This window comes from Nocardia sp. NPDC051750 (assembly GCF_044453135.1).
Lineage (GTDB): Bacteria > Actinomycetota > Actinomycetes > Mycobacteriales > Mycobacteriaceae > Nocardia.
On sequence record NZ_JBITCK010000001.1, the window covers coordinates 669,314 to 681,665 of the forward strand.

11 protein-coding genes are annotated in these 12,352 nt (G+C 67.5%); 6 read left to right on the forward strand and 5 right to left on the reverse strand.

The window, feature by feature from the left end; all coding sequences use genetic code 11:
- Positions 1 to 74 precede the first annotated feature (74 nt).
- Positions 75 to 902 carry an alpha/beta fold hydrolase gene (locus ACIA75_RS02885; RefSeq protein ID WP_397099229.1) on the forward strand — a complete coding sequence of 276 codons (828 nt, stop codon included), beginning with the start codon at positions 75 to 77 and terminating at the stop codon, positions 900 to 902.
- Between the two features lie 65 nt (positions 903 to 967).
- On the opposite strand, the gene ACIA75_RS02890 is transcribed toward ACIA75_RS02885, so the two are convergent.
- From ACIA75_RS02890 to ACIA75_RS02905, 4 genes are read right to left on the reverse strand one after another with little or no spacing between them, the layout of a single operon-like run.
- The gene (locus ACIA75_RS02890; protein ID WP_397099231.1) at positions 968 to 2,386 is read right to left on the reverse strand and encodes an MmgE/PrpD family protein; all 1,419 of its coding nucleotides are present in this window, start codon (positions 2,384 to 2,386) and stop codon (positions 968 to 970) included.
- Positions 2,383 to 3,222, reverse strand: coding sequence for a cyclase family protein (locus tag ACIA75_RS02895; protein ID WP_397099233.1), 840 nt, complete (start codon positions 3,220 to 3,222; stop codon positions 2,383 to 2,385). The genes ACIA75_RS02890 and ACIA75_RS02895 overlap by 4 nt, the downstream gene beginning before the upstream one ends.
- Positions 3,219 to 4,061: an HpcH/HpaI aldolase/citrate lyase family protein gene (locus ACIA75_RS02900; protein ID WP_397099235.1), complete on the reverse strand. Its 843-nt coding sequence runs from the start codon at positions 4,059 to 4,061 to the stop codon at positions 3,219 to 3,221. The genes ACIA75_RS02895 and ACIA75_RS02900 overlap by 4 nt, the downstream gene beginning before the upstream one ends.
- Positions 4,058 to 4,852, reverse strand: a complete 795-nt coding sequence (locus ACIA75_RS02905; RefSeq protein WP_397099238.1) for an IclR family transcriptional regulator — start codon at positions 4,850 to 4,852, stop codon at positions 4,058 to 4,060. Before ACIA75_RS02905 ends, ACIA75_RS02900 begins: the two co-directional genes overlap by 4 nt.
- A gap of 263 nt (positions 4,853 to 5,115) precedes the next feature.
- Here ACIA75_RS02905 and ACIA75_RS02910 point away from each other — a divergent pair, with 263 nt between their 5' ends.
- Genes ACIA75_RS02910 through ACIA75_RS02925 form a run of 4 tightly spaced genes read left to right on the forward strand, consistent with a single transcriptional unit; the run spans position 5,116 to position 10,521 of the window.
- Positions 5,116 to 6,483, forward strand: coding sequence for an FAD-binding protein (locus ACIA75_RS02910; RefSeq protein ID WP_397099240.1), 1,368 nt, complete (start codon positions 5,116 to 5,118; stop codon positions 6,481 to 6,483).
- Between the two features lie 38 nt (positions 6,484 to 6,521).
- Positions 6,522 to 7,982: a dihydroorotase family protein gene (locus tag ACIA75_RS02915; RefSeq protein ID WP_397099242.1), complete on the forward strand. Its 1,461-nt coding sequence runs from the start codon at positions 6,522 to 6,524 to the stop codon at positions 7,980 to 7,982.
- Positions 7,983 to 7,994: 12 nt separating this feature from the next.
- Positions 7,995 to 9,203: a CaiB/BaiF CoA transferase family protein gene (locus ACIA75_RS02920; protein WP_397099244.1), complete on the forward strand. Its 1,209-nt coding sequence runs from the start codon at positions 7,995 to 7,997 to the stop codon at positions 9,201 to 9,203.
- A gap of 31 nt (positions 9,204 to 9,234) precedes the next feature.
- Positions 9,235 to 10,521 carry an MFS transporter gene (locus ACIA75_RS02925; protein WP_397099246.1) on the forward strand — a complete coding sequence of 429 codons (1,287 nt, stop codon included), beginning with the start codon at positions 9,235 to 9,237 and terminating at the stop codon, positions 10,519 to 10,521.
- Between the two features lie 210 nt (positions 10,522 to 10,731).
- Here ACIA75_RS02925 and ACIA75_RS02930 read toward each other — a convergent pair whose 3' ends face one another.
- Entirely contained in the window at positions 10,732 to 11,094 is a 363-nt protein-coding gene (locus ACIA75_RS02930) for a hypothetical protein (RefSeq protein WP_397099248.1), read from the reverse strand.
- Positions 11,095 to 11,310: 216 nt separating this feature from the next.
- Between ACIA75_RS02930 and pip the strand changes: the two genes are divergently transcribed.
- Complete coding sequence (gene pip / locus ACIA75_RS02935; protein ID WP_397099250.1) at positions 11,311 to 12,282, forward strand: prolyl aminopeptidase; 972 nt, start codon at positions 11,311 to 11,313, stop codon at positions 12,280 to 12,282.
- Positions 12,283 to 12,352: the final 70 nt, after the last annotated feature.

The window sequence follows — 12,352 nt, forward strand, 5'->3', positions numbered from 1 at the left end:
GCATTTCGGGCGCGTCTCGTTGTCACGGCCTGCGGAGGGGTCGGCGAATAACGCACAGAGGGAGGCTTTTGCTCATGGCTGTGTGCACGACTCGGGACAATGTGAACATTTATTACAAGGATTGGGGTGCCGGGCGGCCTGTGGTGTTCATCCACGGCTGGCCGCTCAATGCGGACGCCTGGGACGACCAGATGAAAGCCGTGGCCGATCGCGGTTATCGCGGTATCGCGCACGACCGGCGCGGGCACGGGCGCTCGGACCAGCCTTGGAACGGCTATGACTTCGACACCTTCGCGGACGACCTGAACGACCTGCTCATCGCGCTCGACGTGCACGATGCGACGCTGGTGGCGCACAGTATGGGCGGTGGTGAACTCGCTCGCTATATAGGCCGGCACGGGACCGGGCGGGTCCAGTCGGCGGTGCTGCTGTCGGCGATTCCGCCACTGATGATCAAGACCGAGACCAATCCAGAAGGTGTGCCGGAGAAGGTTTTCGAGGAGATCAAATCCGGGATCGTCAACGAGCGTTCACAATTCTGGAAAGACACGTCCGAGGGGTTCTTCAGCGCGAACCGTCCGGGCACCAAAGCAACTCAGGGGAATCGGGATGCGTTCTGGTTCATGGCGATGCACGAGAGCATCGAGGCGGGGGTGAAATGCGTTGACGCATTCGCTTATACGGACTTCACCGAGGATCTGCGGAAATTCGATGTGCCCACGCTGATCGTGCACGGTGACGACGATCAGGTCGTGCCCATCGATGCCACCGGCCGCAAATCCGCGGAGCTCATCGCCGACTCGACTCTGAAGGTGTACGAGGGAGGTTCGCACGGTATCGCGCTCGTACCCGGGGACAAGGAGCGCTTCAACGCCGACCTGCTGGATTTCCTCGATAGCTGAGCGGAGCCGGACCGCGTTCCCCGCCTTCTGGGGAACGCGGTCCTTCGCCCGGCGCGGAGGCGGGATCAGCCTCGAACGGCTGCCATCAGGGTGTCGAGTGATTCCGCCGCGGGGAGGGCGAGCGCGTATGCGGCGACTGTGCGGGCAGCTTCCGGGGCCAGCCGGTCTTCGACGTTGAGGTCGAACTTCAGGGTGAGTTCGTCGTCGGAGAGCGGGTTCGCCGGGCCGCCGCGATTGTGGTCGACGCGCGCCTGGTGCCAGGCGCCGTCGCGGGTACGCACCCGCAGGACTGCCGGGAATTGGTGCGGGTAGATCTCGTCGCAGCGGTCGTCGCTGTGGCTGGTGACCAACCGCGCGAGTTCCAGAGTGCGCGGATCCTTCGCGGCCTCGTCGGTGAAATCGGCATGTCCCACACCGAGTCCCGAGCCGCCGAGCAGTGCGCGGGCCACGGTGAACGGGCCCGAGAACGCCGCGTGGTATCCCGATTCGGGGGCGGCCTTCGCGGCGGGCGGTTCGGCGATGGTCCGCAGCACCGGTTTCGGGACGCCGAGCTGGATCTCCACGATGTCGGCGGGATCCACGTCGTGGCGAAGGATACGGGCCGCGTCGATTCCGGCGTGGGTGAAGTGGTTGCAGGGGTAGGGCTTGAAGAAGATACCGGGGAGTTCCCAGTGGTCGCCGAGCCGGTCGAGGACCTTCGCGGTGTCCGCGCGGTCGCCGCAGAAGGCGTGCAGGAAACCGAAGCGGCCTTCGATCACCGTGGGCGGTCCGGTGAGACCGTGCCGCGCGAATTCCGCTGCGGTGACACCGGAATGCGCGGCCCAACCGCAATGTGCGCGTTTGACCGTGCCGCCGGTCCGGTTGGCTTCGAGCAGGCCGGCGCCGAAGCTGGCGGCGATACCCATGGCGTCGGCGATACCTTCGGCGTCCAGGCCGTAGAGCATGGCCGCGGCGGCGGCCGAGCCGACCGCGCCGCAGATGGAGGTCGCGTGCTGGCCGCGTTCGAAGAACTCGGAATTGCCGAGTTCTTCGTCGTATCCGCCCATTCCGAGGCGGACCGCGATCTCGATACCGACGCCCGCGGCGTCGAGGACCGCGGCGCCGGACGCACTGGTGGCCTCTCCGACTGCGAGCGCGGCGGGGATCACCGACGCCGACGGGTGCAGGACCGACGGCAGGTGGGTGTCGTCGGAGTCCATCGAATGCGCGAGGGTGCCGTTGATCAGGGCGGCGGTGGCTGCCGGGAACTGTTCCCCGGTGCCGATACCGGTGGCCCGGGGCGCACCGGCCCAATCGCGGGCCACCGCGGTGACCGCGCGAGCCGACGGCTGGGCATGCGCCGCGAGCGAGTTGCCGAGAACGTCGAGGACCCGCCGGGCGACATCTTTGCGCAGGTCCGCGGAGAGTCCGTCGGTGCGGGTCCGGTCGGCGAGCGCCGCGAGGCGGCCGACAACAGTGCCTTCGAAGTCGTGACGAGTACTCACCGGGACACCACCGCGACCGGTCGAACAGGCGAACCGGTGCCGCCGGTGATCCGCAGCGGCGCCATGACGAAGGTGAACTCGGTGAGCCCGCGCTCGCTCGCGGCCTCGAGGTTCAGGTGTTCGATGATGTGGATACCGTTCTCCACCAGCAGAATACGATGCACCGGGAGCACGCTGTGCCCCTTGCCCGGCGGAATGTGTTCGAAGGCGGTGGTATCCGCGCCCGTCGCCACGATTCCCGCGTCCGCCAGCCATTGCGCCGCGCCGACCTCGGCGCCCGGCACACCGTCCTGCTGGCCGAGATACCGCTGCGCGTCGTCGAAGTGGCGGGCCCAGCCGGTGCGGATGAGCACCACATCACCGCGGCGCGGGGTCACCCCGGCGGCGTCGGCGGCGGCGCGCAGGTCCTGTTCGGTGACGGCCTGGCCGGCGTCGAGAGCGTCGACACCGCGCACCCGCGGGATATCCAGCAGCAGCCCGCGGCGGAGCATGAACGGGATGTTCTCCGCGCCGTGCCGGGAGTGGCGGCCGCCGCGCTGCGCCTCCTCGGCGTCGATATCGCCGTGCAGTTTGCCACAGTGGCTGACGTGCGACAGGGCGTCCACATGGGTGCCCACGTGCCCGCCGGTCACGATGATCTCGTTGGAGGCCGAACCGCCGTCGGGGCGGACCATATCGCCGTGCCGGCGGATCAGGGTCATCCGGAAGCCGGGATGGTTGGGCGAACACGGCATACCCGTCGTATAGGGATGCCCCAGCTCGACCACGTCGAGTTCGCTGCCCACCACGGCGTTCAACAGTGCATCGGGGCCCGCGGTGACGGTCTGTTCGGTCATGCTTTCACTCCTCGTGCTGCTGTGGCCCGGGCTCGGTCGAGGACGACGCGAGCGTTCGCGACGACGGCCGGGTCGATGAATCGGCCGTTCTCGTCGAGAACCGCGGATTCGCCGGCTGCCATGGATGCGGCCGCGTTGTCGACGATCCGCTGTGCCCGGTCCCGTTCTTCCGCCGACGGCGTATAGGCCTCGTTGACGATGTCGATCTGATTCGGGTGGATGACGGAACGCCCGAAGAAGCCCTGGGCACGGCCGGCGCCGGAGGTCCGGGCCAGTCCGGCCGAATCATCCACAGCCGTCCACACGCTCTGGACCGGCGAAGACAATCCGGCGGCACGTGCCGCGGTGACGATCCAGCCGCGCGCCCAGGCGAGTCCCTCGGGTTCGGTACGCATATCGGCCGCGAGGTCCGCCTCGCCGAGCGCGATCCCGGTGACCCGGGGGTGGCAGCGCGCGATCTGCGGTGCCGCCAGCAGGCCCGCGGCGGATTCGACGATGGCGTGCACCGGGCAGCCGAGCCGGTCCGCGGTCGCCGTCACCGTTTCGGGACTGTCGGCTTTCGGCAGCCGGACCCCGGCGGGCGCACACACAGCGGACGCCAGCGCGGCGATTTCCTGTTCGAGCCAGTCCGATCCGATGGCGTTGAGCCGCAACCAGATCGCCCGGTCCGGCGGAGCGGTGCGCAATGCGTCGAGTGCGTTTTCCAGGGCGCGGTCCTTCGCGCCCACCGGTACCGCGTCCTCCAGGTCGATCACCACGGCGTCGGCGGCGCTGTCGATCGCCTTACCGATCCGGTCCTCGCGATGTCCCGGTACGTACAGCCAGCTGCGCGGGGTCATACCGGCTCCACCGCCGGGGCGTTCGCGGGCCGGTGGCCGAGCGCGCGGGACACCCGCTGCGCCGCGTCGACCAGGGCGCTCTGGTGCCGATCGCAGGCTTCGTCGGTCATCCGGTAGCTCGGCCCGCAGACCGAAACCGATCCGACCACCGCACCGTCGGCGCCGAAAACCGGGGCCGCCATCGACCCCGCACCCTCCTGGCGTTCGCCCGTGGACCGGCACACACCTCGTTCGCGTGCCTCCCGCAGCGCCGCCCGCAGCGCGTCCGGATCGACGATCGTGGTCGCGGTGAGCCGCGGCAGCGGCCGGGACAGGAGATCCTCCTGCTCCGCCGCGGAGAGATGGGCAAGGATGACGCGGCCCGACGAGCCACTGTGCAGTTCGAAGCGACGGCCCAGTTCAACGGTCATTTTTATCTCCTGGGTACTCTCGACCTGGTCGAGGTACACGCGACCGCCCGGCAGCCGGCCGGTCACCGTCGCGGTCTCGCCCGTGGCCCGCTGGAGATCGACCAGCGCCTCGCGCGCCACCCGGCGCAGCGGGGAGACGTCCAGGGCGCGCGCGCCGAGCGTCGCGGCGGCCGGACCGAGCAGGTAGCGGCGGGTCGAGGGCTCGTAGAGCAGGAGCCCGCATTCCACGAATGTCGTGAGGATGCGATGGGCGACCGCCTTGGAGATCCCGGTCGAGCGGGCGATCTCCGAGACACCGAGGGCGCTCGACCGGCGACCGAACTCGAGCAGCACCTCGGCTGCCCGCGCGGCGGACGTGGTGCCGCCACTGGAGGTCTCCATCGTGGCTCCGTTCTCCGGATCGGTTCGTCTGTCGTCAGGGATCTGTCGTTCCGCCGGGCGCGCCGGGAGCGACGCGATCGACCAGGAACTGAACAAGTTGTACCGCTTAGCGAAACGATTGTCCAGACGCGGCCAGCGCTTGGATTAGCTGTTTCTGCGGAGTTAATCGTTTAATCAGGCACTTGTGTCCAGATTGCGGAACGTGCATAGTGCAGGGGACCACATTCTTGCGTTCCGCTAGCCGGAACACGATTGGAGGAAGCGTGGAGGGTCCGGATTTCGATCTCGTCGTCGCGGGTGCCGGCGGCGGGCTGGTCGCTGCGCTGCGCGCCGCCGAGCTGGGCGCGAATGTCCTGGTGATCGACGCCGACGAGCACTTCCAGCGCGGTAACAACACCTCGATGTGCACCGCGATGATCCCGGCCGCCGGCACCCGCTGGCAGCAGGCCGCGGGCGTGCAGGACAGCCCGGACCGCTTCCTCGACGACATCGCCCGCAAAACGGCGGGCACCGCCGATCAGCGGGTGGCCCGCGCACTGGCCGAGTCGAGCGCATCGCTGGTCACATGGCTGGCCGATGCGCAGGAGCTCGAGCTCGAACTGGTCACCGACTTCCGCTACCCCGGCCACACCGCCGACCGCTGCCACAGCATCCCGGGCCGGCACGGCTCCAAGCTGCTGCGTCACCTGGTGCAGCGGGCGCAGGCGCATCCCGGGATCGAACTGATCGCCCCGATGAGCCTGCGGGATGTGCACACCACCGACGGCCGGGTGACCGGGGTCGAGATCGCCACCCCCGACGGCAACAGCGAGCAGCTGACCACGCCCGCCGTTCTGCTGGCGACGAACGGGTTCGGCGCCGACCGCGACCTCGTCCGCCGCCATCTGCCCGAGATCGCCGACGCCCACTATCACGGCGGCCAGTTCAGCCGCGGTGACGCGCTGCGCATCGGCCGCGAGCTGGGCGCCGACAGCGGTTTCCTCGACGCCTACCAGGGCCATGCCGCGCTCTCCTCGCGCAGCCAGACGCTCATCGGGTGGGCCACCGTCGTGCACGGCGGCATCATCGTCGACAGCACGGGCCGCCGCTTCGCCCCCGAAACGACCGGCTACTCGGAGTTCGCCGCCATTCTCGCCGGCCGTCCGGGCGGTGCCGGCTGGATCGTCATCGACGAGCACATCGAAGAGCTGTGCTCGGTATTCGACGATTTCCGCACCGTCGTCGCGAGCGGGTCGCTGATCCGGGCTGCCACCGCGACGGGGCTGGCCGAGAGCATCGGGGTGCCCGCCGCGGCCCTCGAGGACGAACTCGCCGCCGCGCACCGCGCCGCAACCGGGGAAGAACCCGACCGGCAGGGACGCACCGATACCCGCCACCCGCTGACCGCGCCCTACATCGCGATCGCCATCACGCCGGCGCTGTTCCACACCCAGGGCGGCCTCGTCGTCGATGAACACGCACGGGTGCTCGCCGGTGGCACACCGATCCCCGGCCTGTACGCCTCGGGCGGCGCGGCCATCGGAATCTCCGGCCACGGCGCCGGCGGTTACCTCGCGGGCAACGGCCTGATCACCGCACTCGGCCTGGCCTTCCTCGCCGCCGAGCACGTGACCAGCGCAGTCGCCGCCTGACAACTGAACACATATCCAGATATTCGCCAGGAGAAGAAATGACCACCTACCTGATCAAGAACGGCACCGTCGTACGGACCGAGGACGCGGCTCCCGCCGAGGGCGAAACCGCCGATATCCTCATCGTCGACGGCAAGATCGCGGCCATCGGGCCCGATCTGAATGCCGAGGGCGCCGAAATCGTCGACGCGACAGGCAAGTTGGTCTTTCCCGGCGTCGTCGACGCACATCAGCACTGGGGTATCTACAACCCGCTGGCCGAGGACACGCAGACCGAATCCCGCGCCAGCGCGCAGGGCGGCGTCACCACCGCGCTCACCTATATGCGCACCGGCCAGTACTACCTGAACAAGGGCGGCGCCTACGCCGACTTCTTCCCCGAGGTGCTGGACGCCTCGGCCGGCCGCAGCTATATCGACTACGCCTTCCACCTGGCGCCGATGTCCAAGGAACATATCGGCGAGATCCCCGACCTGGCCTCGGACCAGGGCGTGACCTCCTTCAAGATCTTCATGTTCTACGGCAGCCACGGGCTGCACGGGCGCTCTACCTCGCAGAGCGATTTCCTGATGATCCCCGAGGACGAACGCTACGACATCGCGCATTTCGAGTTCGTGATGCGCGGCGTGCAGAAGGCCCGCGAGCAGTTCCCCGAACTCGCCCCGCATATCTCGCTCTCGCTGCACTGTGAGACCGCCGAGATCATGAGCGCCTACACCAAGATCGTCGAGCAGGAAGGCACGCTCAGCGGACTCGCCGCCTACAGCGCTTCCCGCCCGCAGCACTCCGAGGGCCTGGCGGTGACCATCGCGTCCTTCCTCGCCGACGAGACGGGTCTGCCGAATATCAACCTGCTGCACCTGAGCTCGGCCAAGGCGCTGAAAGCCGCCATGAAGATGGCCGAGGCGTTCCCGCATGTGAACTTCCGCCGCGAGGTCACCATCGGGCATCTGCTCACCGATATCGACAACGCGAACGGCCTGGGCGCCAAGGTGAATCCGCCCATCCGCCCGCGCGAGGACGTCGAGGCGCTGTGGGAGCACCTGCTCGCCGGCAATATCGACTGGGTCGTCTCCGACCACGCCTGCTGCAAGGACGAGGTGAAATTCGGCGAGGACCGCGACGACGTGTTCGCCGCCAAGTCCGGATTCGGCGGTACCGAGTATCTGCTGCCAGGACTGGTCACCGAAGGACGCAAGCGCGGCCTGTCGCTGCGCCGGATCGCCCAGCTCATCGCCTCGAACCCGGCCGACCGCTACGGTCTGCCCGGCAAGGGCCGCCTCGCCGAAGGTGTCGATGCCGATATCGCCATCGTCGACCCGAACCGCACCTGGACCGTGCGCGCCGCCGATTCCGAATCCACCCAGGAATACACACCGTTCGAAGGTTTCGAGCTCGGCGCGGCCGTCACCGACACCTTCGTGCGTGGCAACCGGGTGCTCACCGACGGCGTGGTCACCGGTGAGCCCACCGGCCGCTACATCTCCCGGCCGTACTGAGGGGAACCGGAGTTGACGGACGAGAATCAGCCGACCGGCCCGCTGCGCGGTATCAAGGTCCTGGATGCCTCCACCATCCTGGCCGGACCACTGGCCGCGCAGATCCTGGGCGATTTCGGTGCCGAAGTCATCAAGATCGAACATCCGCAGAAACCGGACGGGATGCGCGGGCACGGTCTCGACAAGGACGGTGTTCCGCTGTGGTGGAAGATGGTCAGCCGCAACAAGCAGACCGTCACCTTGAACCTCAGCACCCCCGACGGCCAGGCGATCTTCCGGGATCTGGCCGCCGAAGCCGATATCGTGGTCGAGAACTTCCGGCCCGGCACCTTCGAACGCTGGGGTCTTTCCTACACCGAACTGTCGGAGCGTAATCCGGGCCTGATCCTGTTGCGGGTCACCGGGTTCGGGCAGCACGGCCCGTACTCGAAACGTCCCGCGTTCGGCACCCTGGTCGAATCGATGAGCGGTTTCGCCCATCTCACCGGCCAGCCCGACGGGCCACCCACCCTGCCCGCCTTCGGGCTCGCCGATTCCATTGCCGGCGTCGCCGGCTCGTCGGCGGTCTCGATGGCGCTGTTCGAGCGGGAACGCAACGGCGGCACCGGCCAGGAAATCGACCTGGATCTACTCAGCCCGATCATGACCGCGGTCGGGCCCGGGGTGATCTACGCCGATCAGCTCGGCATCGACCAGCAGCGCACCGGCAACAGGTCGCAGAACAACGCCCCGCGCAACCTGTACCGCACCGCCGACGATCACTGGCTCGCGATCTCCACCAGCGCCCAGGCCATCGCCGAAAAGGTGCTGCGGATCGTCGGGCATCCCGAAGTGATCGACGAGGACTGGTTCGCCACCGGACGCACCCGTGCCGAACACGCCGACCTGCTCGACGAATACGTGGGCGGCTGGATCGCCGCCCGGACCCGCGACGAGGTCACCAGCGTTTTCGAAGAAGCCGGCGCCGCCGTGGCGCCCGTCTACCGGCCGAGCGATCTGCTCAAAGATCCGCAGGTCGTCGCCACCGACATGGTCACCACTGTCGACGACGACGAACTCGGCCCCATGCGCATGCAGAACGTCATGTGGCGCATGACCCGATCCCCCGGTGCGATCCGTCACACCGGTAGACCCGCCGGTGCCGATACCGACAAGGTCCTCACCCACCTCGGACGCAGTCCCGAGGACATCGACGACCTGCGGGCCCGCGGGGTCATCTGACCCCGCGACTGCTTCATCCGAGGAGTACGTAATGAAATCGCGTTGGTGGACAATCGCCATCATTCTGGGCCTGGTGGTGGTGAATTACGTCGATCGCAGTGCCATCTCGTTCGCGGCCACCGATCTGAAGGCCGAATTCGGGATCACACCCGGGCAGTACGGCATCATCAGTTCCGCATTCTCGATCGGCTACATGCTGTTCGCGCTGTTGTCGGGACCGCTGGTCGACCGGTTCGGCTCCCGGCAGGTGCTCATGGTGGGCATGGTCATCTGGGCGGCCGCCACCGCGCTGACTCCGTTCGCCGGCGGGTTCATCGGCCTCATCCTGTTGCGCATCGTCCTCGGAGCCGGTGAAGCACCGTGCTTCCCGGCCGCCACCCGGCTCGCCAGCCGCTGGCTGCCGGCGCAGGAACGCGGTAAGGCGCTCGCGCTCATCGGCGGCGTCGCGGTATCCGGCAGCCTCCTCGTCGGCGGGCCGATCCTCACTCAGCTGATCGCGCTGACCGGCTGGAAGGGCATGTTCTGGGTGCTCGCGGTCGCCGGCATCGTCTGGATTGTCCTCGCCTACCCGTTCCTGAAGAACTCGCCCAGCGAAGCCTCGTTCGTCTCGAAGGAAGAACTGGATTACATCCGGTCCGGGCAGCTCGAAGGCGAGGACAGCGGCCACGAGTCGACCACCGACTGGGGCGAGATCCTGCGCAACCGCAACCTGTGGCTCGTCGGCCTCGGCTACTTCGCGTGGGGCTTCATGTTCTGGGCGTTCATGTACTGGCTGCCGCAGTACCTGGAACACGAATTCGGGCTTTCCATCAAGGAAGTCGGCGGTTTCTCGGTGGCACCGTGGGCAGCCGGTGTGGTCGGCGCGCTCCTGGGCGGCATCCTGGTCGACCGGGTGTACAAGCGCACTCAGAGCATCCGGTCGCGGTTCCTCATCATCGGTGTAGCGCTACTGCTCGCGGGTGCCTCGATCATCCCGATCCTGTTCTTCCCCGGGAATCTCACGGTCGCCCTGATCTGCATCTCGGCCGGTGTCGGCTTCGGCTTCGTCACCGGCGGAATCTGGTGGGTTGCCTCGATCGACGCGGCGCCGAGTCAGCCGGGTACGGCCGCCGGTTTCGCCGACGCCTGCTTCGCGCTGTCGGGCATCATTGCCCCCTCGGTCATGGGCTTCATCGTGGGCCGCACCGGCACCTACAACGGCGGGTTCATCGTCATGACGGTCCTGTGCCTGATCGGCGCGGCCGCCATGCTGTTCTTCACCAAGGAGCCGGAACGCCCGCAGGTCGGGCCGGAAGGTGAACTCGCCCCGGCGCAGTAACAGCCGGGCACCGAACGCGCCGCGTAACCGATGAGGGTTACGCGGCGCGTTCGTCATGAGGCACCGACAAAGGCCGCCGAGCGGTTCCGGTGCCAATTCGGGCACAGCCTTCCGGTTTCGCCCGATTCATCCTTTTCTAGAGCGCGGTCGACGGACAGATGGATCCGTTATCTACAAAGGTATTCGAGGAGTCGAATACCTGGTCGGAAGTCAGATCGGGAATTGAAACGGCGGCAACGCACGAATTAGGCCCATTATCGGCACGCAGAACAGGCCGGTAGGAGGCGCACCCTTACTCTCGGTGCATACCGAATTGCCGGTTTTGTCGAAGTATTGGGTGCTGTACACCTCGCCGTTCAGGTAGTACTTCCAGGTCAGCCCGTCGGGATCCGGTACCCACTGGCATTCGGCGGACGACTTACCCGGGCACGGCCCTTCGACACCCCAGGGGCCGGCCGGATATGCATTGGCCGCTGGTGCCAGAGCGAGTGTTGCCAGCGCCCCCGTCGCCAAGGCAGTCGAAATCCGGACGATCGCCGAAGTCTTTTTCTTACGTACGCACCCTTTACTCACGGCGCCCGACCCTAGCACAGCCCCTCTTCGAGCGAGAATCCCGAAATCATTCTTACACAAGCCTTTTTCGGATTCCGGTAATTCCGAATCCGCGCGGCGGAGCCGAATTAACGCCGGCCGTCGGTGGCCGAATCCTATGGCTCAGCGGGGCAAACGCTTTCATTTACCGGGAACGGCGGGTAGCGCCGGATATCGCCTGCTCGTATCGTTTCCCGGATGCCGCCATCTCAATCACCGAGACCGTTTCCCGCGATCGACCCCCATGAGTCCGGACTGCTGGACGTCGGCGACGGCAACCGGATCTACTGGGAAACCAGCGGTAACCCACACGGCCGACCGGCCTTGGTGGTGCACGGCGGTCCCGGTGGCGGCGGACAGCGCGGGGCCCGGCGCACGTTCGACCCGGAGGCGTTCCGGATCGTGCTGTTCGATCAGCGCGGATGCGGCGAGAGCCGGCCGCACGCCGCCGACCCTTCGGTCGAGATGGCGCACAACACCACCGAGCATCTACTCGCCGATATGGAGCTGCTGCGGGAACACCTCGGTATCGAGCGCTGGCTGCTCTACGGCGGTTCGTGGGGTTCCACGCTGATTCTCGCCTACGCACAACGTCATCCGGAGCGGGTCGCCGGGATCGTGCTGGTCGGTGTCACCATGACCCGCCCGCAGGAAATCGACTGGCTCTACCACGGACTCCGATTGCTGCTGCCGGTCGAGTGGGAACGGTTCCGCAGCGGAGTACCCGCTGCGGAGCAGGACGGGAACCTGGTGGAGTCCTACCGACGGCTGATGGAACACCACGACCCGGCGGTCCGCGCAACCGCCGAACACAACTGGTGCGCCTGGGAGGACGCGGCGATCGCACACGAAAACCTCGGCGCACCCGGTCAATACAGCGCCATCCAGGATGCGGACCGATCGGCGTTCGTCCGCATCTGCACCCACTACTTCGCCCACGCCGCCTGGCTCGAGACCGGCCAATTGCTGCGCAACGCGCACCGGCTCGCCGGAATCCCGGGCATTCTCATCCACGGCCGCCTCGACCTGTCCGCACCCCTGCGCACCGCCTGGGAACTCGCCCGCGCCTGGCCGGACGCCGAACTTCAAGTCATCGATGACTCCGGACACACCGGCGGCCCCGCCATGAAAACCGCCGTCCTCGAAGCGGTCGCCCGATTCGCCCGCTGAATAACGGCGACCCAGCCGAACGCTGTTTCTCGCTGTGACGGCTCCGGCTGGTTCGCCGTGCTGCACAGGC

Excerpts from the sequence above, each read along its gene's own strand:
- ACIA75_RS02885 (WP_397099229.1), top strand. The coding sequence starts at position 75 with ATGGCTGTGTGCACGACTCGGGACAATGTGAACATTTATTACAAGGAT.
- ACIA75_RS02895 (WP_397099233.1), bottom strand. The coding sequence starts at position 3,222 with ATGACCGAACAGACCGTCACCGCGGGCCCCGATGCACTGTTGAACGCC.
- ACIA75_RS02900 (WP_397099235.1), bottom strand. The coding sequence starts at position 4,061 with ATGACCCCGCGCAGCTGGCTGTACGTACCGGGACATCGCGAGGACCGG.
- ACIA75_RS02905 (WP_397099238.1), bottom strand. The coding sequence starts at position 4,852 with ATGGAGACCTCCAGTGGCGGCACCACGTCCGCCGCGCGGGCAGCCGAG.
- ACIA75_RS02915 (WP_397099242.1), top strand. The coding sequence starts at position 6,522 with ATGACCACCTACCTGATCAAGAACGGCACCGTCGTACGGACCGAGGAC.
- ACIA75_RS02925 (WP_397099246.1), top strand. The coding sequence starts at position 9,235 with ATGAAATCGCGTTGGTGGACAATCGCCATCATTCTGGGCCTGGTGGTG.
- pip (WP_397099250.1), top strand. The coding sequence starts at position 11,311 with ATGCCGCCATCTCAATCACCGAGACCGTTTCCCGCGATCGACCCCCAT.